Origin of the sequence: Uliginosibacterium sediminicola, from assembly GCF_039631295.1 — a bacterium.
Taxonomy (GTDB): Bacteria; Pseudomonadota; Gammaproteobacteria; order Burkholderiales; family Rhodocyclaceae; genus Viridibacterium; species Viridibacterium sediminicola.
The window spans coordinates 118945-141532 of record NZ_JBDIVE010000006.1 but is presented as its reverse complement, the minus strand read 5'-3'; the positions used below and the strand labels follow the sequence as shown (position 1 = coordinate 141532).

Below are 22588 nucleotides of genomic sequence, written 5' to 3'. Positions count from 1 at the left end.
GGCGCGCCCAGGCACCGCAGACAGGGGCGATCGCACCCTGTCATCTCCATCGCGTCTCGAACATCCTCTCAGCTACGGCGTGCTTGCCATCTTGGTCGGGCTCCTGGCCATTTTCGCTTGGTCATCGCGTCCGCACCTGCCCTTGCTCGAACGCCTCGATCATCTGCTCTTCGATGCACAGACCCAATGGCGAGGACGCCTCCAGGCGGCGGCACAGCCGGGCATCGTACTGGTCAAGATAGATGACCGCAGCCTGCAGCGACTCGGCGGTTTTTCGCCAGACCGCCGCACGCTGGCACGCGCCATCGACTTGCTCAACACGGCCCAAGCACGCCTGATTGCCTTGGATCTTCTGCTGCTTGAACCAGGCCGTGCAGACCCCGCCGCCGACGCCGTCTTGAGCAGCGCAATGCGTGCATCAGGCAAATTGCTGATTCCATTTGCACTGCTCGATGAAGCCGGCCAGCCACCGACATCACCTGGCAAAGCTGTGCTGGACAACGCTTTCCTGCGCACGCGTGGTGAGTCGGCAAGCGCCCTACTGCCGATGCGTCCGCAACAGCTGCTGGCGCCGCCCGCGGGCTTTGCGGAGGCTGCACAGGCGCTAGGCCATGTCAGCGCGCTGCGTGCGCCTGACGGCGCACCCCGTTTTGATCTGCCCGGCTTGCCTTTCGCCGGTGAAATCTACCCCTCGCTGGCGGTGCGCATTGCCGCTATTGCCCTTGATCAGCCTTGGTCGCAGGTTGAGCTCGACTTTGGCAATGCGCTGAAGCTTGGATCCTTGACCGTACCGCTTGATGCGCAATCGCGGCAATGGATCAATTACTACGGCCCAAGCGGCAGTTTTGAATCGATTTCCTTCATCGACCTGCTCGATGGCCATGTTGATCCTGCACGGCTGCGCGGCCGCATCGTATTGCTCGGCTCGACGGCTATTGGGGCAGGCGACGTCTTCCCCTCGCCATTCGATACCAGCCTGCCTGGTGTGGAGCGCATGGCTACGGTCGTTGATAACATCCTCAGCGGCCGCGTCCTGCAACGCCCTCATTGGGCCAGCGCAGCAGAGTTATTGGCGATGCTGGTGCTGCCCATGCTCGCCTGCTGGCTGATCAGCCGCTGGCCCTTGCGTTACGCACTGAGCGCACTGGCCATCCTCGCGCTGGGCCTGGTCACCGGCCTGCAAGCCCTGTTCGTCCACGCACAGTTGTTTCTAGCACCGGCATTTCCGGTACTGGCCTTGTTACTCGGCTGTCTCTCAGCGCTGGTACTGCGCGGTGCGGCGGAACAGGCGCGGCGCCGTGCGGCCCTGCTCGCCTTGCAAGCCAGCGAAGAACGCTATGCTCTGGCGCTTCGCGGCGCCAACGATGGGATGTGGGATTGGGATCTGCTCGCCGAACAAGTGTTCTTCTCTGATCGCTGGTACACATTGATGGGGCAAGACAAAACCCAGCCAGCGCGCATGTCCGCCTGGACGGCAGCGCTTGATGAAGCCGGCAGGCAAGCGTTTGAACATGAGCTCGCCGAACACCTCGCCGGGCGCAGCCTGCAATTGCATCACGTTCTCAGTTTCCGCCAGGGCGGCGTTGATCGCTGGCTGCTGGTGCGGGGCATCGCCACCCGCGACGCCAACGGCCGGGCGCTGAGAATGGCTGGCTCGCTGACCGACATCAGTGAGTCGCAGCGCTTGCAGCAACAGATTACCCATGACGCCCTGCATGACCGCCTGACCGGCCTGCTCAATCGCGCAGCTTTCCTGCAAAGGCTGGAGCAGGCGTGCGCTATCGAAGCTGGCAAGTCGGACTCGGTTGCCGTACTGATCATCGACATTGACGATTTCCGGACACTCAACGAACGTGAAGGCATCGCAGCAGGCGATGCCATCCTCATCGAGCTGGCACAGCGTCTGGCAGCGCTGCAAGGACCTTCCTCTGCGCTAGCGCGTCTGGCGGCAGATCGCTTTGTGTTGAGCCAGCACATTGCCGATGTAGGCGATGAAAGCGCAATAGGTGATTTACTCGGCCGTGTGCAAAGCTGCCTGCAAGCGCCTTTCCAGCTAGCTGCAGGAGCACTGACCCTGTCGGCCAGTATCGGCTGGGCCCATCTGGCTCAGGATCTGCACAGCGCCACCGAGTTGCTGGCAGCCGCCGAAATGGCCTTGGCCCATGCCAAAACCAGGCTGCGCGGACAGACCCATGCCTATGACCCGGCAGAGCTACAAGTCGAAAACAAACGGCGCTGGCTCAAGGAAAATCTGGATCTGGCGATTGCCTCACAGCAATTCGTGTTGCATTACCAGCCACTGGTGCTGCTGGCTGATCGGCGCCTGGTCGGATTTGAGGCGCTGATCCGCTGGCCTCATCCAGACAAGGGCATGGTGATGCCCGGCGATTTCATTCCTTATGCCGAAGAGAGCGGGCAGATTCTTGCAATGGGCCAATGGATCCTGCGTGAAGCGGCACGCCAGCTGGTTGCCTGGGATGCGCTGGGCTTCCGTGGCGAGATTGCGGTGAATCTCTCCGGGCGCCAGTTCAGTGAAGGCGATCTGCTCGCCGACGCACGAGCCGTGCTGGATATCCTTGGCAGCATCGATCCGCGCAGGCTCAAACTGGAGGTCACCGAGAGCATGGCGATGTCCAATCCGCAGGTCACTGCCAATGCCTTGCAAGCGCTGTCAGCGCTCGGTTTCAAGATCTCGATCGACGACTTTGGTACCGGCTATTCCTCCCTGGCCTATCTGCATCGTTTCCCCTTTGACACCCTGAAGATCGACCGCAGCTTCGTCATCCGTCTGGCTGCAGGCCGCGAAGCGGTGGAGATCGTGCGGACCATCGTTGGACTCGCCAAGGCGCTTGGCAAACAGACCCTGGCTGAAGGTGTCGAGGAAGTCGCACAGGCTCAGCTGCTGCATGAATTAGGGGTCGAGATTGGCCAGGGCTGGCTGTTTGCCAAAGCGCTGGCGGCGGATCAGGCCGAGGCCTTCCTGCTGCAGAACCAGCCCGCCTGAGTCGTCTGAATGCACAAAAAAAAACGGGCTGCACCAGGCAGCCCGTTTTAATGCATATGTACGCAGCGATCAGTGTTCGCCGAGCACCGAGACCTTGACGGTCACGACAACGTCGGTGTGCAGAGCAACTTGCACATCGTAGTCGCCCACCAGCTTCAGCGGGCCTTCCGGCAGGCGCACGCCAGCCTTAACCACGTCGAAGCCAGCAGCCTTGATGGCGTCGGCGATGTCGGCAGTGGTCACCGAACCGAACAGACGACCGTCCACACCGGACTTGCTGGTGATTTGCACCGTCAGGCCATCAACCTTGGCGGCGACAGCTTGGGCTTCGGTCAGCTTTTCAGCGGCGATGCGTTCGAGTTCTTCGCGCTTGGCAGCAAACTCGGCCACGTTGTTTGTGGTGGCGCGCTTGGCCTTGCCGGTCGGGATCAGGAAGTTGCGAGCGTAGCCGTCCTTGACGCGCACGACGTCGCCCAGGTTGCCGAGGTTGACAACCTTCTCAAGCAGAATGATTTGCATGGTCTGGTCTTCCTCTTACTGGTGCAGGTCGGTGTAGGGGATCAGCGCCAGGAAACGGGCACGCTTGATCGCCGTCGACAGCTGGCGTTGATAATGGGTCTTGGTACCGGTGATGCGAGCCGGCATGATCTTGCCGTTTTCGGTCACGAAGTCCTTGAGGATTTCGACGTCCTTGTAATCGATCTCTTCGATCTTCTCTGCCGAGAAGCGGCAGAACTTGCGACGCTTGAACAGGCTGCGATTGCCGCCACGTTCGTCTTTTTTCTTGGCACCAGGTCTGAAAGCCATGATTTTCTTCCTTCAAATGTTTGCGAGTGCTGCTGCGATCTACTGCGCTTGCGCCAGCAACTCGTATTTCTGTACATGCAAAACGGGGTTCTGGTTCTTCAGGCTGCGGGCGGTGAGGAATCCCTCCACCACCATCAGCACCCCCAGCGGCGTTGCAGCAAGCTGCTGTGCCAAGGGCCCCATTGCCATCACGCTCAATTCACAACTCACATTCCGTTCGACTTCCAGTTCGCGCTGCACCGACTGATGGCGCAACTTGAAGGACAGTACCGGGATGCGGGCCGGTGTCATGCGTAGCGCATCGCGCTCGTACAAACAACCGGTGATGCGCAGTGCGTTATCGACAATGGTTTGCGTACCAGTATCCCCGACGCGTTCGGTGATCAAACTCAGGCTGCGGGCGTGGCGCTCGCGTCGGCTGCACTGTCAGCAGCGGCCGGAGCCGGAGCGGTCAGCGAACGCGACTTTTCTTCCTTCATCATCGGCGACGGCGTGGTCACAGCCTTCTTCGTCTTGATGGTGAGGTGGCGCAGCACTGCGTCATTGAACTTGAAGGCGTGCTCCAGCTCGTTCAGCGTGTCGCCGTCGATCTCGATGTTCATCAGCACGTAGTGTGCCTTGTGAACCTTGTTGATCGGGTAGGCCAGCTGACGACGGCCCCAGTCTTCGAGACGGTGGATCTGGCCGCCCTTGGCGGTGACCAGGGTCTTGTAGCGCTCGATCATGGCGGGCACTTGCTCGCTCTGATCAGGGTGCACGATGAATACGATTTCGTAATGTCGCATGCAAACTCCTTGTGGTGATGCCTTTCGGCTGAAGAATGCCCCCCGGCATGCGTACCGGTGGAGCAAGGAAAGCCCGCGATTCTACGACGTTCTTGCGCGCCGATCAAGGCTTGCAACACAGACAGACGATAGCGGGCTGAGCGACAAGGACGCGCTTTAGCACGAAAACGCTGCGAAGTATCATATTCACATGCTAAAATCGAAAGCTTGCCCTAACACCGCCCCCGCTGAAAAAACATGAGCCGCTCCATACGCAACATCGCCATCATTGCCCACGTTGACCACGGCAAAACCACGCTGGTCGACCAGCTCCTCCGCCAGTCCGGCACCTTCGCAGCCCACCAGGCCGTGACGGAGCGCGTGATGGATAGCAACGATCTGGAAAAAGAACGCGGCATCACGATTCTCGCCAAGAACTGCGCTATCAAGTATGGCGACACCCACATCAATATCGTCGACACCCCGGGACACGCCGACTTCGGCGGTGAAGTGGAGCGCGTGCTGTCGATGGTCGACGGCGTGCTGCTGCTGGTCGACGCCGTCGAAGGTCCGATGCCGCAAACGCGTTTCGTGACGCGCAAGGCGCTGGCCATGGGCCTCAAGCCCATCGTCGTGGTCAACAAGATTGACCGCCCGGGTTCGCGTCCGGACTGGGTGATCAACCACACCTTCGACCTGTTCGACAAACTCGGTGCAACCGAAGAACAGCTCGACTTCCCCATCGTCTACGCCTCAGCACTCAACGGTTTCGCCATGCTCGACGCCGATCAGCCGGGCACCGACATGAAGCCGCTGTTCGAAGCCATCCTCAAGCACGTGCCGCAGCCGGAAGTCGATGTCACCGGCCCGCTGCAAGTGCAGATCTGTTCGCTGGACTACTCGACCTACATCGGTCAGCTGGGCATCGGCCGCATCAAGCGCGGCAGCGTCAAGACCAACCAGGAAGTCACCGTGCTGCTCGGCGACAAGGTGCTGGGCAAGTCCAAGGTCGGCCAGATCCTGACCTTTGAAGGTCTGGAGCGCGTGCAAACCGATTACGCCGAAGCGGGCGACATCGTGCTGATCAGCGGCATTGAACAAGTCGGCATCGGCGTGACCATCTGTTCGCCCGACAAGCTCGAAGGCATGACCCCGATTGCTGTCGACGAGCCGACGCTGACCATGAACTTCATGGTCAACAGCTCGCCGCTGGCCGGCCGCGAAGGCAAGTTCGTCACCAGCCGCCAGATCCGCGAGCGCCTGGAAAAGGAACTGCTCAAGAACGTCGCACTGCGCGTGAATTACACCGATGACGCCGACGTGTTCGAAGTCTCGGGCCGTGGCGAACTGCACCTGACCATCCTGCTCGAAACCATGCGTCGCGAAGGCTTCGAACTGGCGGTCGGCCGCCCGCGCGTGGTCTTCAAGGAGATCGACGGCGTCAAGTGCGAACCCTATGAAATGCTCTCGGTGGACGTTGAAGAAGATCACCAGGGCGGCGTGATGGAAGAACTCGGCCGCCGCCGCGGCGAGCTGCAAGACATGCAGCCGGACGGCAAGGGTCGCGTGCGCTTGGAATACCGCATCCCGGCTCGTGGCCTGATCGGCTTCCAGGGCGAATTCCTCACCCTCACCCGCGGTACCGGTCTGGCCAGCCACGTTTTCGACGACTACGGCCCGATGGCGCCAGCCATGTCGGAGCGTCGCAACGGCGTGCTGATCAGCCAGGACGACGGTTTCGCCGTGGCCTACGCGATCTGGAAGCTGCAAGATCGCGGCAAGATGTTCGTCTCGCACAACGACCCGGTGTACGAAGGCATCATCATCGGCATCCACTCGCGCGACAACGACCTCGTGGTCAACCCGATCAAGGGCAAGCAGCTGACCAATGTGCGCTCCTCGGGTACCGACGAAGCAGTGCGCCTGGTGCCGCCGATCCAGCTGACGCTGGAATCGGCCATCGAGTTCATTGCTGACGACGAGCTGGTCGAAATCACGCCGAAGTCGATCCGCCTGCGCAAGCGCTACCTCAAGGAACACGAGCGCAAGCGCGCCACGCGTGCCGAGTAAGCCGGCAGCAGACAGCAAAAAGGCCACCTTCGGGTGGCCTTTTTCATTGTGAGCGATTCAGTGCACGAAACGCTGGCTCACAGCCAGCGGGAGATGGGCTGCCATTGCAGCAGATCTTTTTCCACCCGATGCGGCGCGACGTCGAACAAACTCAAACCGTGCGCGGCCAGCTGCACATAGTTTTGCGTATTGCGCAGGCTCGCTAGCAAGGGCAAGCCAGTCGTCTCGATGAAACGATGGAATTCATCGGCCGCCCGCGTGCGCTCATCAACGCGGATGCCCACGATGGCCACCGGCAGGCCGCGCGCCGCCTTCATCTCAGCCAACTCGGCAAAGAAAGCCTGGCTCGCCAGCAGATCAAACATGGAAGGCTGCACCGGCACCAGAATGCGGTCGGCAAGCTTGAGCAAGGCCTTGAGCTTGTCGGCATGCAAACCGGCCGGCGTGTCGAGCACCGCATGCGTGGTACCGGCTGGTGGCCGCGCCGGCTTGCCGGGCTCGATTTGCCAGGTGCTGATGCGGCGCGTGGCCTGCGGTCTGCGCTGCAGCCAGGCCGCTGCAGACTGCTGGCGATCCACGTCGCCGAGCATCACCCGCGCATCGCCACGCTGGGCGAGTAGGCCGGCAAGATTGGTGGCCAGCGTGCTCTTGCCGGCGCCACCTTTCGGATTTGCAACAAGATAAACCTTCAAGCCCCCTCCTCCGCCCGCCCTGCGGGCTCAACGCCCTCAGGCGCGACGCCAGCTGGTACCGCCAGCCCCGTCCTCCAGCACAATGCCACGCGCCTTGATTGCGTCGCGAATGCGGTCTGCCTCGGCAAAATTGCGCGCCTGCTTGGCGGCATTGCGCTGGGCAATCAGCGCTTCGATTTCGGCCGCATCGTCAGCCGTTCCGGTTGCGCCTTGCACGAAGCTTGCCGGATCCTGCCCCAGCAGGCCCACCGTGGCGCCCAGGGCGCGCAGCAGGCCGGCCAGTTCGGCCGAGCGCGTGCGATTGACCTCGCCGCGCAGCTCGTGCAAGACCGCAAACGCCATCGGCGTATTGAAGTCGTCGTCCATCGCATCGCGGAAACGCTGTGCATAGGGCGAGCTCCAGTCGATGGCCAGCTCGGCCGGCGGCACTTCGCGCAGCGCGTTGTAGAGCGAGAGCAGCGAGGCACGTGCGTCCTGCAGGGTGTCCCAGGTGTAATTGATCTCGGAACGGTAATGGCCGCGCAGCAGGAAGTAGCGCACCACTTCGCCGCCCTGCACGGCATCGAGCTTGTTGAGCACTTCGCGGGTGGTGAACACATTGCCCAGCGACTTGGACATCTTCTCGTTGTCCATGTTGAGGAAGGCGGCGTGCATCCAGTAATTCACGAAAGGCTTGCCCGACGCGCCCTCGCTCTGCGCGATCTCACCCTCGTGGTGCGGGAACTGCAGATCCCAGCCGCCACCGTGGATATCAAGCGTTTCGCCATGTTCGGCCTCGCACATCGCCGAGCATTCGATGTGCCAACCCGGCCGGCCCTGGCCGTAGCTGGAAGGCCAAAACGGCTCATGCGGCTTGGCCGCCTTCCACAAAACGAAATCAAGCGGGTCACGCTTGGCCGTATTGACCGCGATACGTTCGCCAGCGCGCAGGTCGTCAATCGACTTGCCCGAGAGCTTGCCGTAGCCGGGGAATTCGCGCACCGCGTAATAAACATCGCCGTTGTCGGCGGGGTAAGCCATGCCCTTGTCCACCAGGCGGTCGATCAGCTTGAGCATGCCGCCGATATGCTGGGTCGCGCGCGGCTCGGCCGAGGGGCGCAACATGCCCAGGCGGTCGGTGTCCTCGTGCATGGCACTGATCATGCGGGCGGTCAGCGCTTCAATCGGCTCGCCATTCTTGTTGGCGCGGTCGATAATCTTGTCGTCAACGTCGGTGATATTACGCACGTAGTGCACCGCGTAACCGCTGGCGCTCAGCCAGCGATAAACCATGTCGAACACGGTAAGCGTTCGCGCATTGCCGATATGGAAATAATCATAGACAGTCAGGCCGCATACATACATGCGCACCTTGCCGGCTTCAATGGGCGTGAATTCCTGCTTCTGGCGAGCCAGTGTGTTGTAGATCTTGAGCATGTGAATCGTGATCAGCGCATGAGCGCATATTGTTGTTTTTGCCCGCCGCAAGTGCCAGGCGCTGCAGATCGTAAAAAACTGCCATGCGGCGGAAATTCTCGGGCGGACATACTATTGCAGGGCCAATGTACAGTAAAATCGCCGGATTCCGAACCCCGGACACCCGCTCCGGATAACCCTGTTCAAACTCTACCACAATGCGCCGACCCAACCTCCGCCCGCTCCTTGTGTTGCTCCTCAGCTCGTTTGCACTGTGTGTTCAGGCCGCGAGCCTGCAGGACGCCCAGAACCTGTTGCGCCAAGGCCAACATGCAAAAGCTCTGGATGAAGTCAATGAACTGATCAGTGCCAATCCCAAGGATAGGCAGGCTCGCTTCCTTAAGGGCGTGGTGCTCGCTGAGCTCAATCGCCTGGACGAGGCCGCAGCGGTGTTCACCAAGCTGACCGAAGAGGCGCCGGAACTGCCCGAGCCCTACAATAATCTTGCGGTGATCTACGCCCAGCAGAAGCAGTACGACAAGGCGCGCACGGCGCTGGAAATGTCGATCCGCACGCATCCGACGTACGCCACGGCGCACGAAAACCTCGGTGATCTCTACACCCAGATGGCACGCCAAGCCTATGACCGCGCCCTGCAGATCGACTCCGGCAACGCCAATGCGCAAGCCAAGCTGAAACTGCTGCGCGACATGCAAGGCGTCGGCGGCCGCCCGGTTGCCAGCGCCACGCGTTCGACCGCCAGCACGGCTGTTGCCAGCAGCGCTGCAGTCAGTACTCCGCCAGCGCCAGCGCCTGCGCCGGCCCCGCAACCGGTTCCTGCCAAGCCGGTGGTGATTGCAGCGGCGTCCAGTTCGGCCGTGGCCTCCAAGCCTGCCGTGGTCGAGAAACCCGCTGAGAAACCTGCGGAAAAGCCGGCAGACAAGCCTGCGGCCAACACTGCCAATACCGACATCCAGAAGGCTGTCGAGGCCTGGGCGGCCGCCTGGTCGCGCAAGGACGTGAAGGGCTATCTGGCCGCTTATGGTCGTAATTTCGAAGTACCGGGTGGCGGCTCGCGCAAGGAATGGGAAGCCGAGCGTGAGGCACGCATCGACAAGCCGGGCAGCATCAAGGTGGCGCTGAGCGACATCCGCATCAAGCTCGATGGCGACACCGCCACGGTGCAGTTCCGCCAGCACTACAACTCCAAGACCCTGAACACCTCGACCCAGAAAGTGCTGGTGCTCAATCGTCAGGGCGGTCGCTGGCTGATCCAGCAAGAACGCGTTGGTCGTTAACGATTTAAAGACAGCCCGGAACATCAATGCAGTTGTCATCAAGTCGTTTTTTGCGCATCGCCCTGTTGGTGTGTGTATTCGCCAGCTCTTCCGCTGCCGGACCGGGCACCATCATGGCGGGCGTCTCTGACGCGGGAGCCGATGCAACCATTGCGCTGATCCTGCGCGACATCAACAACAACAAGCTTGACGCTGCGCTGATGCGCACCGAAAACCTGATCAAGCTCTACCCCAACTTCCGCCTTGCGCACCTGATCCGTGGCGATCTGCTGGTAGCGCGCTTTGCGCCGCTGCAAGGCTTTGGCAACAATGCCCAGATCAATGGCGGCAAGCTCGGCGATCTGCGTGAGGAAGTCATCGCGCGCATCCAGGGTTATGCCAAGCGTCCGCAAAAGGAAGTGCCGCGCTACCTGCTGCAGATGCCGGAGTCGCAGAAGTACGCACTGGTCGTCGATACCCAGCGCTCGCGTCTTTACGTCTATCGCAACGACAAGGGGCAGCCGAGCTTCGTGTCGGATTACTACATCAGTCAGGGCAAGGCCGGCGCCAACAAGACCCGCGAGGGTGACAATCGCACGCCGATTGGCGTCTATCACGTCACCTCGCATCTGCCGCGCGCAAAACTGGGCGATTTTTACGGCGTCGGCGCGTTCCCGATCAATTATCCCAACGAATGGGACCGCATGAACGGCCGCGATGGCCACGGCATCTGGCTGCACGGCGTGCCTTCGGACACCTACTCGCGCCCGCCCAAGGCCTCGGAAGGCTGTGTGGTGCTGACCAATGAAGACCTGACCAGCATCTCGCCGCTGCTGCAGATCGGCGTAACGCCGGTGATCATCAGCCAGGAAGTCGAGTGGCAATCCTTCGAGGCAGTACAGAACGACCGTCAGGCCTTGCAGGCGCAGATCGAAGCCTGGCGGCGCGATTGGGAGAGCCGTGATGTCGAAAAATACCTCTCCCACTACTCGCCCAAGTTCAGCTCGGGCGACGCCAATTTCAAGACATGGGCCGAGCAGAAACGCCGCGTGGCCGACGCCAAGACCTGGATCAAGGTCGCGGTGCAAAACGTAAGCATGCTGCGCAACCCCGGTCAGCAAGAGATTGTGGTGGTGGAATTCGATCAGGACTACCGCAGCAACAACCTCAGCGGCACCACCCACAAGCGCCAGTACTGGATCAAGGAAGCTGGCGACTGGAAAATCATTTACGAGGGCAGCGCATGAGCATCATCGGTCATCTTCGTCAGGCTACCATCGTGCTGGCCTGTCTGTGTACTCAGGCCGTGCTGGCCGGCGAGGCGCCGCGCGTCAAGTTCGAAACCACGCAGGGCAGTTTCACGGTCGAGCTCAACCCTGAAAAGGCCCCCAAATCGGTCGCCAACTTCCTCAAGTACGTGGAAGACAAGCATTACGACGGCACGGTTTTCCACCGCGTGATTCCCGGCTTCGTAGTGCAAGGCGGCGGTTTCACCAAGGACATGCAGCAAAAGCCCGTGCGTGCCCCGATCGAACTGGAAGCGAAGAACGGCCTCCGCAACGTCACCGGCAGCATTGCCATGGCACGCACCTCGGACCCCAATTCTGCGACCTCGCAGTTCTACATCAACGTTGCGGATAACGGCATGCTCGATTATCCCAGCCCCGACGGCAACGGCTATGCCGTGTTCGGCAAGGTCGTCGATGGCATGAGCACGGTGACCAAGATCACCCGCGTGCGCACCGGCAATGTGGCCGGCATGGGCGATGTACCGCTCCAGCCGATCATCATCACCAGCGCCAGCGTCGTTGCCGCAGCACCTGCCGGCAAGAAATAAACCACCCACTCAAGGACTCACCCATGGTCAAGCTGCACACCCGTTTCGGCGTCATCACCCTCGAACTGTTCGCTGACAAGGCGCCCGAATCGGTCAAGAACTTCCTCGCCTATGTCGAGGCCGGCCACTACGACGGCACCATCTTCCACCGCGTGATCAGCAACTTCATGATCCAGGGCGGCGGCATGAATCCCGACATGAGCCAGAAGCCGACCCAGGCGCCGATCAAGAACGAAGCCAACAATGGCGTGAAGAACGAAATCGGCACCATCGCCATGGCCCGCACCTCGGACCCGCACTCGGCGACCGCACAGTTCTTCATCAATGTCACCGACAACGACTTCCTCAACTTCCGCAACGAAACCACCCAGGGCTGGGGCTACTGTGTGTTCGGCAAGGTCGTCGAAGGCATGGACGTGGTCGAACAGATCAAGGGCGTGAAGACGGGTCGCAGCGGCTTCCACCAGGACGTGCCGCTCGAACCCATCGTCATCGACAAGGCTGAAATCGTCGCCGCTTAAAGTGGCTCGGGCCGTCCATCCACGGATGGGCGGCCATTGCCTGCCTCTGCCCCTGCCCTCCTGCTTCGATGATCCACTTCATCTCCGACCTGCACCTGCATCCCTCGCGTCCTGCGACAACTTCAGCTTTCCTGTCGTTTCTCGCCAGCCGTGCACGCCAGGCCGATACGCTGTGGATTCTCGGTGATCTGTTCGAATACTGGGCCGGCGACGACGACCTGCCCGAGCCTTTCAACCGCCAGATTGCCGATGCCCTGCGCGCAGCCAGCGCAGCCGGGCTGGCGATCAAGCTGATCGTCGGCAATCGGGATTTCCTGCTGGCCAGCGCTTTCGCCCGTAACACCGGCATCGAGCTGATCGGCGAACCACACTGCATCACGCTGGGCACGCAGACAGCCGTGCTCCTGCATGGCGATGTGCTGTGCAGCGACGACGTGGCCTATCTGCAGTTCCGCGCCATGGTGCGCAACCCGGCCTGGCAGGCGCAGTTTCTCGCCCAGCCGCTGCCGGTCCGCCACAAGATCGCCGAGGATCTGCGCGCCAAGAGCGAAATGTCCAAGCAGGGCAAAACCGCCGAGATCATGGACGTGCATCCGGACGCCGTCGCCCAGGCGTTCCGCGACAGCGGTGCCAGCCTGATGATCCACGGCCACACCCATCGCCCGGCCAGCCATACCATTGATGTGGACGGCCAAACGCGCATCCGCCATGTCCTGCCCGACTGGCAGGATCAAGCCTGCGGCCTGCGCTGGGACGGCAGTACGCTCAGCAGCTTCAGCGGCGTCTAGACTTTATTGCGCTCGCCGCTTGCGCCGAGCCCATTGATCACCGCCACCGCGCCGAGAATCAGTGCTGCGGCGAGGAATTCCTGCCAGCCTGGTCGTTCGCCCAGCACCACGGCCCCGGCCGCCACGCCCACCAGCGGGGTGATCAGCGAGGACAGCGACGAGACCCCGACCGGCACCAGCAGCACCAGGCGGTTCCAGGCCCAGTAGCAGAACATGAAGCCGATCACGATGTTGTAGAGCAGGCCCAGAAAGACCGGCGCCGAAGGCATGCGCGTGGGCAGGCCATCGACAAAGGGCGCCGCGATCAGCAGCGGCAAGCCGCCTAGCAGCATCATCCAGCCGGTCAGCGCCACCGTGTTGAGCGGGATCTGCCAGCGCTTGAGCAAGACAATACCGCAGGCCCAACACCAAGCCGCCGCAACCATCAGCAACACGCCCAGTGGCGAGCTGAGCAAGCCGGCCGCCGATTCGCCCATCAAGGCCAGCACCCCACCGAGCCCCAGCAGCAGCGCCAGCGCACGCCGTCCGCTGAGCTTTTCGCCGAGCAGCCAGACTGACAGCGGCACGCACCACAGCGGCATGGTGTAACCGAGCAAGGCGGCGCGGCCCGAGGGCAACAGACTGACGCCGTAGGTGGCGAGCACATTCCAGCCGATCATGTTGAAGATCACCAGCCACATCATCTGGCGATAATGACGTGCCGGCAGTTTCAGGCTCAGGCCCGACAGGCGCGCCAGCGCCAGCACGCCCAGACCGCCGACGACCAGGCAGAAGCCGCGAAAGCTCAGCGGCGGGACTTCGCTGACAACGATTTTCATCACCGGCCAGTTCAGGCCCCAGCCAATGGCCAGGCAGGCGAGCAATACCAAGGCTTCTCGCGTCAGCCGCGTGGAGTGTTGAGTCATTCTTGAGTCATCAATGAGCGCAGCAAATTGGCTGCAAAAGCGTGGGCAAGGGTGGCCGCAGGGCGGCGAGTGACGGGTCTGGCGAGACCGAAGGGGCCGAGTTTACTCGTCAATTCGGCATCCACGCGCCGAACCGTTAGAATAGTCGGCTTCCCAGATTCAACATACCGGCCCGCAGCCGGCAGACGCACCGTGACCACAGCCCTGCACGAACAAATCGCCAGACGGCGTACCTTCGCCATCATCTCCCACCCTGACGCGGGCAAGACCACGCTGACCGAAAAGCTGCTCTGGTTCGGTGGCGCGATCCAGGTCGCCGGTGAAGTGCGCGCGCGCAAATCCAGCCGCCACGCCACTTCCGACTGGATGGAGCTGGAAAAGCAGCGCGGCATCTCGGTCACCTCCTCGGTGATGCAGTTCCCCTATCGCGATGCCATCGTGAATCTGCTCGACACGCCGGGCCACGAAGACTTCTCCGAAGACACCTACCGCACGCTGACTGCCGTCGACTCGGCGGTGATGGTGATCGACTCGGTCAATGGCGTGGAATCGCGCACCATCCAGCTGCTCAAGGTCTGTCGCCTGCGCGATACGCCCATCCTCACCTTCATCAACAAGCTCGACCGCGAAGGCAAGGAGCCGATCGACCTGCTCGACGAAATCGAATCGACGCTGGAGATGGAATGCGCGCCAATGACCTGGCCAATCGGCATGGGCAAGCGCTTCCGTGGCGTGTACCACCTCTATAACGACAGCATCGCCTTCTTCGACCCGCATGCCGAAAAAGGTACCTCGGAAATCATCCAGGGTCTGGACAATCCGCGCCTCGACGAACTGATCGCCGAGCAAGCCGACGAACTGCGCATGGAAGTCGAACTGGTGCGCGGCGCCTCGCACGCCTTCGACCAGGAAAAGTATCTTGCCGGAAAACAGACGCCGGTGTTCTTCGGCTCCGGCGTCAATAACTTCGGCGTGCAATCGGTGCTCGATGCCCTCGTCGACTACGCACCGGGCCCGCTGGCGCGCCCGGCGGAGAGCCGCCAGGTCGATCCGGCAGAAAACAAGTTCTCCGGCTTCGTCTTCAAGATCCAGGCCAATATGGACCCCAAGCACCGCGACCGCATCGCCTTCATGCGCGTCTGCTCGGGCCGCTTCGAGCGCGGCATGAAGATCAAGCAAGTCTCGCAAGCCAAGCAGTTTGCGGTGAATAATGCCATCACCTTCATGGCGCAGGACCGCAACACCACCGATGAAGCCTGGGCCGGCGACATCATCGGCATTCCCAACCACGGCAGCATCCGCCTCGGCGACAGCTTCACCGAAGGCGAAGACCTCAAATTCACCGGCATCCCCTCGTTTGCGCCCGACCTCTTCCGCCGCGCGCAGATCAAGAACCCGCTGAAGATGAAGCAGCTACAAAAAGGCCTGCAACAACTCGCTGAAGAAGGCGCCACCCAGCTGTTCAAGCCCTTGGCATCGAACGACCTGATCCTCGGCGCTGTCGGCGTGCTGCAGTTCGACGTCGTCGCTCACCGGCTGGAGCATGAGTACGCCGTCGAATGCGTCTTCGAAGCCTGTTCCTGGGCCACCGCGCGCTGGCTGCGTGGCAAGGACGAAGACATCAAGGCCCTGCTCGACAAGGCGCCGGCCAATATGGCACTCGACGGCTCAGGCGATTACGTCTATCTCGCGCCCAACCGCGTCAACCTGCAGATGGCGCAGGAGCGGCATCCGAAGGTACAGTTCCTGGAGACGCGCGAAATCTACTGAGCGCAGCTGCCAACAGCGCGAGCGCTTTGCAGGCTTTGGGATGCGGCGGACGCATCAGAACAGGTGGACGAGGACCGCAATGCATGCAATCAGGGTTCGGGCATGACGGAACACAGCACAGCACACGTGCCGACCGGCTCCGCGCCCGAGTCCTTGGCGGGCCTGTTCAGGCAAGCGCTGGCGGCACACCAGCAGGGGCGCCCAGCTGAGGCTGCCGCCCTGTACGAAGCGATTCTCGCGCTGGATCCTCAACACGCAGACAGCCTGCACTACCTGGGCCTGATCGCCGCGCAGCAACAGGATCATCCACGAGCGCTGGCGCTGATCGATGCCGCATTGCGCAGCAAACCGCAGGACCCGGCTGCGCACAGCAATCGCGGCATCGTGCTCAGCAGCCTGGGGCGCAAGCGTGAGGCGCTGGCGAGTTTTGACGCTGCGCTGGCGCTCAAAGCCGATTACGCCGACGCTGCCCATAACCGTGGCGTGGCGCTCGCCGAGCTGGGCCGCTTCGACGAGGCACTTGCCAGTTACGAGCGTGCGCTGCGCATCAACCCGCCCTATGCCGAGGCCTGGTTTCAGCGCGGCCGGGTGCTGCACGCCATGCAGCGCCATGCCGAGGCCTTAGAGAGCTTCGAGCAGGCGTTTTCGCTCAAGCCCGCTCACGCCGCCGCCCTGCTCAACCATGGCATCGTGCTCAACACACTCGGGCGCTACGGGCAGGCACTGCAAAGCTTTGGTCGCGCCCTGAAACTCCGCGCGGATTGCGCCGAAGCGCACAATAATCGCGGCATCGCCCTGCACCACAGTGCGCAGCTGGAAGCCGCGCTGCAGGCTTTCAATCAGGCGATTGCCTGTCAGCCTGAAGACGCCAGCGCGTATTGCAATCGTGGCATCACGCTCAATGAACTGGGCCGCCTGGATGAGGCCCTGGTCAGCTACGACCAGGCCCTGCAACGCCAGCCGGCGTATGCCGATGCACACTACAACCGCGGCATCGCCTTGCTCGAACACAGGCGGCTGGATGAGGCCATCGCCAGCTACGATCAAGCCCTCGCCGTCGATCCCGAGCACATCAACAGCGGCTGGAACAAGGCCTTGGTGCTGTTGCTCGCAGGCCGTTGGGCCGAGGCCTGGCCGCTCTACGAATGGCGCTGGAAAAAGGCGGACAGCCGCCTGCGCCAAAGGCATTTCGCACAGCCGCAATGGCAGGGCCAAAGCCCGCTGAGCGGCAAGACCATCTTGCTGCATTGCGAGCAAGGTTATGGCGACAGCATCCAGTTCATCCGCTATGCCAGCTTGCTGGTGCAGCAAGGTGCGCGCCTGGTCGTCGAAGCGCCGGGCGAACTGCTGGCGCTGTTCAGCTGCATCGCGGGTGTCGCGCAGTGGGTGCAGGCTGGCGACGCGCTGCCGGACTTCGATTACCACAGCCCGCTGGCTTCCCTGCCGCTGGCCTTCGGCACCACCGTGGCCAGCGTGCCGCGCGCCGCCGCCTACCTGCGCGCCACGGATGCGCAGCAGACATACTGGGCGCAGAAGCTTGGCCCCCGCCAGCGCCCGCGCATCGGTCTGGCCTGGAGCGGGCGCCCGAGTCATCCCAACGATCATCGTCGCAGCCTCGCACTCGCCAGCCTGATCGACTATCTGCCCGATGGCTACGACTACTTCTGTCTGCAAAAGGAGCTTCGCCCGGCGGATATGGCGACACTTGCCGCGCAAACGCGGATCCGCCACTTCACGGACGCGCTTCAGGACTTCAACGACAGCGCTGCGCTGTGCGCACAGATGGATCTGGTGATCAGTGTCGACACCAGCATCGCCCACCTGGCTGGCGCCCTGGGCCTGCCGACCTGGCTGCTCTTGCCCTTCATTCCGGACTGGCGCTGGCTGCTTGATCGCGAGGACAGCCCCTGGTATCCCTCCTTCCGACTGATTCGCCAGGATGCGCGGCGCGACTGGCAGGGCTGCCTGCAACAGCTGCGTACCGAGTTGCTCGACAGCCGCACCCTGGTGCACTTGCAGATCCAGGCCGACAAGGCAGACACCTCACGCCAGCTCAATGCGGCGCTGGCCCTGCATCAACGCGGCGAGCTGCAGGCCGCGCAGCAGGCCTATGAGCGTGTGCTGGACAAGCACCCCGGAAACTTCGATGCCCTGCATCTGCTGGGCCTGGTGTGCGGGCAGCTGCGCGACCATCAACGCGCCATCGATCTCTTCACCCAAGCACTGCAGATCAATGCCGGCTATCTACCGGTGCTGAAGAATCTGGGCGTGGCCTACAAGGCCCTCGGCCGGCACGATGAAGCACTGCAGTGTTTCGACCGCGTGCTGGCCCAGCAAGCCGGCGACGATGCCGCCCACAACTACCGTGGCATCAGCCTGCAGGCGCTGGGGCTCAATGCGGAAGCGCTGGCGAGCTTCGAGCAGGCCGTCCGCTGCAATCCCGACAATGCCGATGCGCATTGCAATCGCGGCCTGGCCCTGGTGGCCCTGGGGCGCGAACAGGAAGCGCTGGCCAGTTATGCGCAGGCCCTGCAAAAGCGCCCGGCCTTTCCCGAAGCCCTCAATAATCGCGGCGTCGCCCTGAAGGAACTCAACTGCCTGCAGGATGCGCTGGACGACTTCGCGCGCGCCCTGCAAATCACGCCCGACTACGCCGAAGCGCTCGTCAATCGCGGCATGACTTTGCTGCTGATGGGGCAGTTCGATCCGGGCTGGCGACTCTACGAATCGCGCTGGCAGCAAGCCGAGGTATTCGGCCAGCAGCGCAGCTTCAGCCAGGCGCGCTGGAGTGGCGAGCAAGATCTCAGCGGCAAACGCATCCTGCTGCACGGCGAGCAAGGTTATGGCGACAGCATCCAGTTCATCCGCTACGTGGCAGAAGTCGCCAAGCTGGGCGCGCACGTCAGCGTCGAAGTTCCGGCGCCACTGCTCAGCGTGCTGCGCGGGCTCGATGGTGTCGCCGATTGGTACGCCCATGGCGAGCCCTTGCCCGAGTTCGACTACCACTGCCCGCTGATGTCCCTCGCTTTGGCCTTCAACACGCACCTGGACAGCATTCCATCGCCAGGTGCTTATCTGCATGCTGATCCAGCGCGGCTCGAACACTGGTCACAGCGCCTGGGTCGCAAGCAGCGCATGCGCGTCGGCCTGGTCTGGAGCGGACGCCCGCAGCACAAGAACGACCGTCATCGCAGCCTGCCGCTGGCAGTCTTGCTGCGCTATCTGCCTCCGCAGTTCGACTACGTCTGCCTGCAAAAGGAGCTACGCGCGGCAGACGCCGCCACGCTCGCCGAGCATCCGCAGATCCGCCGCTTCGACGCCGAACTGCGTGACTTTGGCGACACCGCAGCGCTCTGCGCGCAGATGGATCTGGTGATCAGTGTCGACACCAGCGTCGCCCACCTCGCCGCCGCCCTCGGCCGCCCGACCTGGATCATGCTGCCGCAGATACCGGACTGGCGCTGGCTGCTCGATCGCGAGGACAGCCCCTGGTATCCCTCGGTCAGGTTGTTCCGTCAGGATCAGCGCAATGACTGGCCCGGCCTGCTGCAAAAGCTGAAGCAAGCGCTCTCCGCGCTGCAACCAGTGCAGCGCAATGAAGACCCGCGCTTCATCGCCAAACTGCTGAGCGAGGCTCTGCAAAAGCACAAGCAGGGCGATCTGGCACAGGCGCGTCTGGCGTACGAAACGGTGCTGCAACACGCGCCGCAACACTTCGACGCCCTGCACCTGCTGGGCATCATCTGCGGCCAGAGTGGTGAACAAGATCGCGCCATCAGCTTGATCACGCAAGCCCTGCAGGTTCGCCCGGACGCTGCGCTGGCCTACAAGAATCTTGGCACGGCACTGAACACACAGCAGCGTCACGCGGAAGCGCTGAGCGCCTTCGACGCAGCCTTGAAGATCGATGCCGGAGATGACTCAGCCCACAATTACCGTGGCATCGCCCTGCACGCGCTGGGGCGCTATGCCGAGTCGCTGGCCAGCTATGACCGCGCCCTCGCCTGCCGCGAAGACAATGCCGAAACCCATTGCAATCGCGGCATCGTGCTCAACGATCTGGGGTGCAGCAACGAGGCAGTGATCGATTACCAACGCGCCCTGGCACTGCAGCCGGAGCGGCCGGAGACGCACAATAATCTAGGCGTGGCGTTGAAGAATCTGGACCGCCCGCTCGATGCGCTGGCCAGCTACGCGCGCGCCCTGGCCCTCAAGCCGGACTATCTCGAAGCGCTGACCAACCGTGGCGTGGTGCTGCACGAACTGGGCGATATCGATGGCGCGATTGCCGCCTACGACAGCGCGCTGGCGATTCGCCCCGACTTTGCCGAGGCCAGTTGGAACAAGGCGCTGGGCGAGCTGACGCGTGGCAATCTGGCACATGGCTGGGCGCTCTATGAAAGCCGCTGGCAGCAAAGCAGCCTGCGTAAATTCAAGCGTCATTTCAAGGAGCCCACCTGGAGTGGGCGCGAAGCACTCGCCGGCAAGCGCATCCTGGTCCATGGCGAGCAAGGGCTGGGCGACCGCATCCAGTTCCTGCGCTACACGCGCCTGCTCGCCGCGCTGGGCGCCGAGGTGATTGCCGAAGTTCCCGCCAGCCTCTACAGCCTGATGCAGCAGCTCCAAGGCGTGCAGCTGCTGCTCAGCGATCAGGCGCCGCCACCCTTTGACTACCAGATCTCGCTACTGTCCCTGCCGCTGGCCTGTGCCACCACACTGGCCAATATTCCCAGCCCGCAGGCCTATCTGCAGGCCGATGCCCAGCGCCTCGCCACATGGTCGGCACGCCTGGGCAGCAAGACGCGTCCGCGTATCGGTCTGGTCTGGCGTGGCAGCCTCGGCCACAAGGACGACCGTCGGCGCAGCATCGCGCTGTCCGAGCTGATCGACTGCTTGCCCGATGTCGGCGACTACATCTGCCTGCAAAAGGAGATGCGCGACGAAGATCGCTCCCTGCTCACCAAGCAGCCCAAAGTCCGCCTGTTCTGCGAGCACTTGCAGGACTTCAGCGACACCGCCGCACTGTGCAGCCTGATGGATGTGGTGATCAGTGTGGACACCAGCGTCGCCCATCTTGCCGCAGCACTCGGCCGCCCGACCTGGATCCTGCTCGCCCACAACGCTGACTGGCGCTGGCTGCGTGAGCGCGAGGACAGCCCCTGGTATGCCTCGGTCAAACTCTATCGGCAGGCGGCGGATCGCAGCTGGCCCGGCGTGCTGCAACGCGTGCGCGACGATCTGCTCGCACTCGGCGCCAAGCAGACCTGCGAGCAAGCTTTTGCCACGGCCCTCACGCAACATCAGGCCGGGCAACTGGCGGTGGCGGCCCGGGCGTATGAAGACATCCTGCGGCATAACGCGCAGCATGCACCGAGCCTGCACTACCTCGGCGTGGTGGCTTTGCAGCAGCGCCAGTACGCACGCGCCGCAGAACTCATCACGCAGAGTCTCGCCATCGACGCAGAGGACCCGGTCGCGCACAACCATGCCGGCATCGCCCTCAACGAAGTCTCGCGCAGCGAGGAAGCGCTGACGCATTTCGATCGCGCGCTGCAGCTGCACCCCGATTACGCCGAAGCGATCAACAACCGTGGCATCGCGCTCAAGCGCCTGGGACAGTTCGACGCCGCCTGCGCCGCCTTTCGCGAAGCACTGCGCCGGCAGCCGGACTATGCCGATGCGCACTACAACCTCGGCATCTCGCTGTGCGAGCAGAAGCAGCTCGACGCCGCGCTGGAGAGCTACGAACGCGCGCTGGCGATCCGCCCCGACTATCTCGATGCGCAATGGAACAAGGGCCTGGCCTTGCTGCTCAAGGGCGAGCTTGCCGCCGGCTGGAATCTCTACGAGCTGCGCTGGCACAAGCTCCGGCAGCGCCAGCGCAGCTTCGCGCAAGCGCGCTGGGACGGCGTGGCACCGCTCGCTGGCCGGCGCATCCTGCTCTACAGCGAGCAAGGCTATGGCGACAGCATCCAGTTCATCCGCTACGCCAGCGTGCTGGCCGCGCAAGGCGCCACAGTGCTGGCCGAAGTCCCCGCACCGCTGGCCGCCTTGTTCAGCAAGATCGAGGCGCTGAGTCAGTGCATCGTCACGGGCGAAGCCTTGCCGGAGTTCGACTACCACTGCCCGCTGCTGTCTCTGCCGGGCTTGCTCGGCACCACGCTGGAGAGCATCCCCGCGCCGCACGCCTATCTGTACAGCGATGCAGCACGTCAGGCGCAGTGGGCTGCGCGACTGGGCAATACACTGGACAATCCCCGCGCACGGCGCATCGGCCTGGTCTGGCGTGGCAGCCCTACCCACGCCAATGACCGCCAGCGCAGCCTGGCGCTGGAGCAGTTGCTCGCCCATCTGCCCGCCGGCAACGAATACGTCTGCCTGCAGAAGGAACTCAGTCCGGCCGAACGGGCACAGCTCGGCGCGCAGCCGCAGATCCGCCAGTTTGCCGACGAGATCAAGGACTTTAGCGACACCGCCGCGCTGTGCATGCAGATGGATCTGGTGATCAGCGTCGACACCAGCGTCGCCCACCTCGCCGCAGCTCTCGGCCGCCCGACCTGGATCCTGCTGCCCTATGTGCCGGACTGGCGCTGGCTGATCGAGCGAACAGACAGCCCCTGGTATGCCAGCGTCAGGCTCTACCGACAAGACAGCACGCGGCAATGGCCGGCCGTGCTGCAAAGTCTGGCAGCTGATCTGCGGGCTTAGGGCGTGTTCACATTCACGCGACGGTTGCGCGGGTACTGAATTGGGCGCAG

The 22588-nt window shown here is 62.8% G+C and carries 16 protein-coding genes; 9 read left to right on the top strand and 7 right to left on the bottom strand.

Annotated elements, in window-relative coordinates; all coding sequences use genetic code 11:
• Nucleotides 1-79 precede the first annotated feature (79 nt).
• Nucleotides 80-3004 (top strand): EAL domain-containing protein, encoded by a 2925-nt coding sequence (locus tag ABDB84_RS12445; protein ID WP_345920062.1) that lies wholly within the window; start codon nucleotides 80-82, stop codon nucleotides 3002-3004.
• Between the two features lie 69 nt (nucleotides 3005-3073).
• Here the strand turns inward: ABDB84_RS12445 and rplI are convergent, their stop codons facing one another.
• Genes rplI through rpsF form a run of 4 tightly spaced genes read right to left on the bottom strand, consistent with a single transcriptional unit; the run spans nucleotide 3074 to nucleotide 4596 of the window.
• Nucleotides 3074-3523 carry a 50S ribosomal protein L9 gene (gene rplI, locus ABDB84_RS12440; RefSeq protein WP_345920061.1) on the bottom strand — a complete coding sequence of 150 codons (450 nt, stop codon included), beginning with the start codon at nucleotides 3521-3523 and terminating at the stop codon, nucleotides 3074-3076.
• A 15-nt stretch (nucleotides 3524-3538) separates the two neighbouring features.
• Nucleotides 3539-3811, bottom strand: a complete 273-nt coding sequence (gene rpsR / locus ABDB84_RS12435; protein ID WP_345920060.1) for a 30S ribosomal protein S18 — start codon at nucleotides 3809-3811, stop codon at nucleotides 3539-3541.
• Nucleotides 3812-3850: 39 nt separating this feature from the next.
• Nucleotides 3851-4198, bottom strand: a complete 348-nt coding sequence (priB, locus tag ABDB84_RS12430) for a primosomal replication protein N (RefSeq protein ID WP_345920059.1) — start codon at nucleotides 4196-4198, stop codon at nucleotides 3851-3853.
• A gap of 2 nt (nucleotides 4199-4200) precedes the next feature.
• The gene (gene rpsF, locus ABDB84_RS12425; protein WP_345920058.1) at nucleotides 4201-4596 is read right to left on the bottom strand and encodes a 30S ribosomal protein S6; all 396 of its coding nucleotides are present in this window, start codon (nucleotides 4594-4596) and stop codon (nucleotides 4201-4203) included.
• A gap of 237 nt (nucleotides 4597-4833) precedes the next feature.
• On the opposite strand from rpsF, the gene typA reads away from it, so the two are divergent.
• Nucleotides 4834-6645, top strand: coding sequence for a translational GTPase TypA (gene typA / locus ABDB84_RS12420; protein ID WP_345920057.1), 1812 nt, complete (start codon nucleotides 4834-4836; stop codon nucleotides 6643-6645).
• Nucleotides 6646-6722: 77 nt separating this feature from the next.
• Here the strand turns inward: typA and ABDB84_RS12415 are convergent, their stop codons facing one another.
• On the bottom strand, nucleotides 6723-7337 hold the full coding sequence (locus ABDB84_RS12415; protein WP_345920056.1) for a nucleotide-binding protein: 615 nt from the start codon (nucleotides 7335-7337) through the stop codon (nucleotides 6723-6725).
• A gap of 36 nt (nucleotides 7338-7373) precedes the next feature.
• Nucleotides 7374-8753, bottom strand: a complete 1380-nt coding sequence (cysS, locus tag ABDB84_RS12410; RefSeq protein WP_345920055.1) for a cysteine--tRNA ligase — start codon at nucleotides 8751-8753, stop codon at nucleotides 7374-7376.
• Nucleotides 8754-9046: 293 nt separating this feature from the next.
• Between cysS and ABDB84_RS12405 the strand changes: the two genes are divergently transcribed.
• The 5 genes from ABDB84_RS12405 to ABDB84_RS12385 all read left to right on the top strand — a co-directional run bounded on the left by ABDB84_RS12405 (nucleotide 9047) and on the right by ABDB84_RS12385 (nucleotide 13155).
• Nucleotides 9047-10030, top strand: coding sequence for a nuclear transport factor 2 family protein (locus ABDB84_RS12405; RefSeq protein ID WP_345920054.1), 984 nt, complete (start codon nucleotides 9047-9049; stop codon nucleotides 10028-10030).
• 26 nt (nucleotides 10031-10056) lie between these two features.
• Nucleotides 10057-11256 carry a L,D-transpeptidase family protein gene (locus tag ABDB84_RS12400; protein ID WP_345920053.1) on the top strand — a complete coding sequence of 400 codons (1200 nt, stop codon included), beginning with the start codon at nucleotides 10057-10059 and terminating at the stop codon, nucleotides 11254-11256.
• A complete protein-coding gene (locus tag ABDB84_RS12395; RefSeq protein ID WP_345920052.1) occupies nucleotides 11253-11846 on the top strand; it encodes a peptidylprolyl isomerase in 594 nt (197 codons plus the stop codon). Before ABDB84_RS12400 ends, ABDB84_RS12395 begins: the two co-directional genes overlap by 4 nt.
• 23 nt (nucleotides 11847-11869) lie before the next feature.
• Nucleotides 11870-12367, top strand: coding sequence for a peptidylprolyl isomerase (locus tag ABDB84_RS12390; RefSeq protein ID WP_345920051.1), 498 nt, complete (start codon nucleotides 11870-11872; stop codon nucleotides 12365-12367).
• A 68-nt stretch (nucleotides 12368-12435) separates the two neighbouring features.
• The gene (locus ABDB84_RS12385; protein WP_345920050.1) at nucleotides 12436-13155 is read left to right on the top strand and encodes a UDP-2,3-diacylglucosamine diphosphatase; all 720 of its coding nucleotides are present in this window, start codon (nucleotides 12436-12438) and stop codon (nucleotides 13153-13155) included.
• On the opposite strand, the gene ABDB84_RS12380 is transcribed toward ABDB84_RS12385, so the two are convergent.
• Entirely contained in the window at nucleotides 13152-14060 is a 909-nt protein-coding gene (locus tag ABDB84_RS12380; protein WP_345920049.1) for a DMT family transporter, read from the bottom strand. The genes ABDB84_RS12385 and ABDB84_RS12380 overlap by 4 nt on opposite strands.
• Nucleotides 14061-14252: 192 nt before the next feature.
• Here ABDB84_RS12380 and ABDB84_RS12375 point away from each other — a divergent pair, with 192 nt between their 5' ends.
• Together ABDB84_RS12375 and ABDB84_RS12370 are read left to right on the top strand one after the other, a co-directional pair.
• The gene (locus tag ABDB84_RS12375; RefSeq protein WP_345920048.1) at nucleotides 14253-15830 is read left to right on the top strand and encodes a peptide chain release factor 3; all 1578 of its coding nucleotides are present in this window, start codon (nucleotides 14253-14255) and stop codon (nucleotides 15828-15830) included.
• A 102-nt stretch (nucleotides 15831-15932) separates the two neighbouring features.
• Nucleotides 15933-22538, top strand: coding sequence for a tetratricopeptide repeat protein (locus ABDB84_RS12370; protein WP_345920047.1), 6606 nt, complete (start codon nucleotides 15933-15935; stop codon nucleotides 22536-22538).
• Nucleotides 22539-22588: the final 50 nt, after the last annotated feature.

Bases quoted from the DNA above. Each gene is read 5' to 3' on its own strand.
- rplI (WP_345920061.1), bottom strand. From the start codon at position 3,523: ATGCAAATCATTCTGCTTGAGAAGGTTGTCAACCTCGGCAACCTGGGC.
- rpsR (WP_345920060.1), bottom strand. From the start codon at position 3,811: ATGGCTTTCAGACCTGGTGCCAAGAAAAAAGACGAACGTGGCGGCAAT.
- rpsF (WP_345920058.1), bottom strand. From the start codon at position 4,596: ATGCGACATTACGAAATCGTATTCATCGTGCACCCTGATCAGAGCGAG.
- typA (WP_345920057.1), top strand. From the start codon at position 4,834: ATGAGCCGCTCCATACGCAACATCGCCATCATTGCCCACGTTGACCAC.
- cysS (WP_345920055.1), bottom strand. From the start codon at position 8,753: ATGCTCAAGATCTACAACACACTGGCTCGCCAGAAGCAGGAATTCACG.
- ABDB84_RS12400 (WP_345920053.1), top strand. From the start codon at position 10,057: ATGCAGTTGTCATCAAGTCGTTTTTTGCGCATCGCCCTGTTGGTGTGT.
- ABDB84_RS12395 (WP_345920052.1), top strand. From the start codon at position 11,253: ATGAGCATCATCGGTCATCTTCGTCAGGCTACCATCGTGCTGGCCTGT.
- ABDB84_RS12390 (WP_345920051.1), top strand. From the start codon at position 11,870: ATGGTCAAGCTGCACACCCGTTTCGGCGTCATCACCCTCGAACTGTTC.
- ABDB84_RS12385 (WP_345920050.1), top strand. From the start codon at position 12,436: ATGATCCACTTCATCTCCGACCTGCACCTGCATCCCTCGCGTCCTGCG.
- ABDB84_RS12380 (WP_345920049.1), bottom strand. From the start codon at position 14,060: ATGACTCAACACTCCACGCGGCTGACGCGAGAAGCCTTGGTATTGCTC.
- ABDB84_RS12370 (WP_345920047.1), top strand. From the start codon at position 15,933: ATGACGGAACACAGCACAGCACACGTGCCGACCGGCTCCGCGCCCGAG.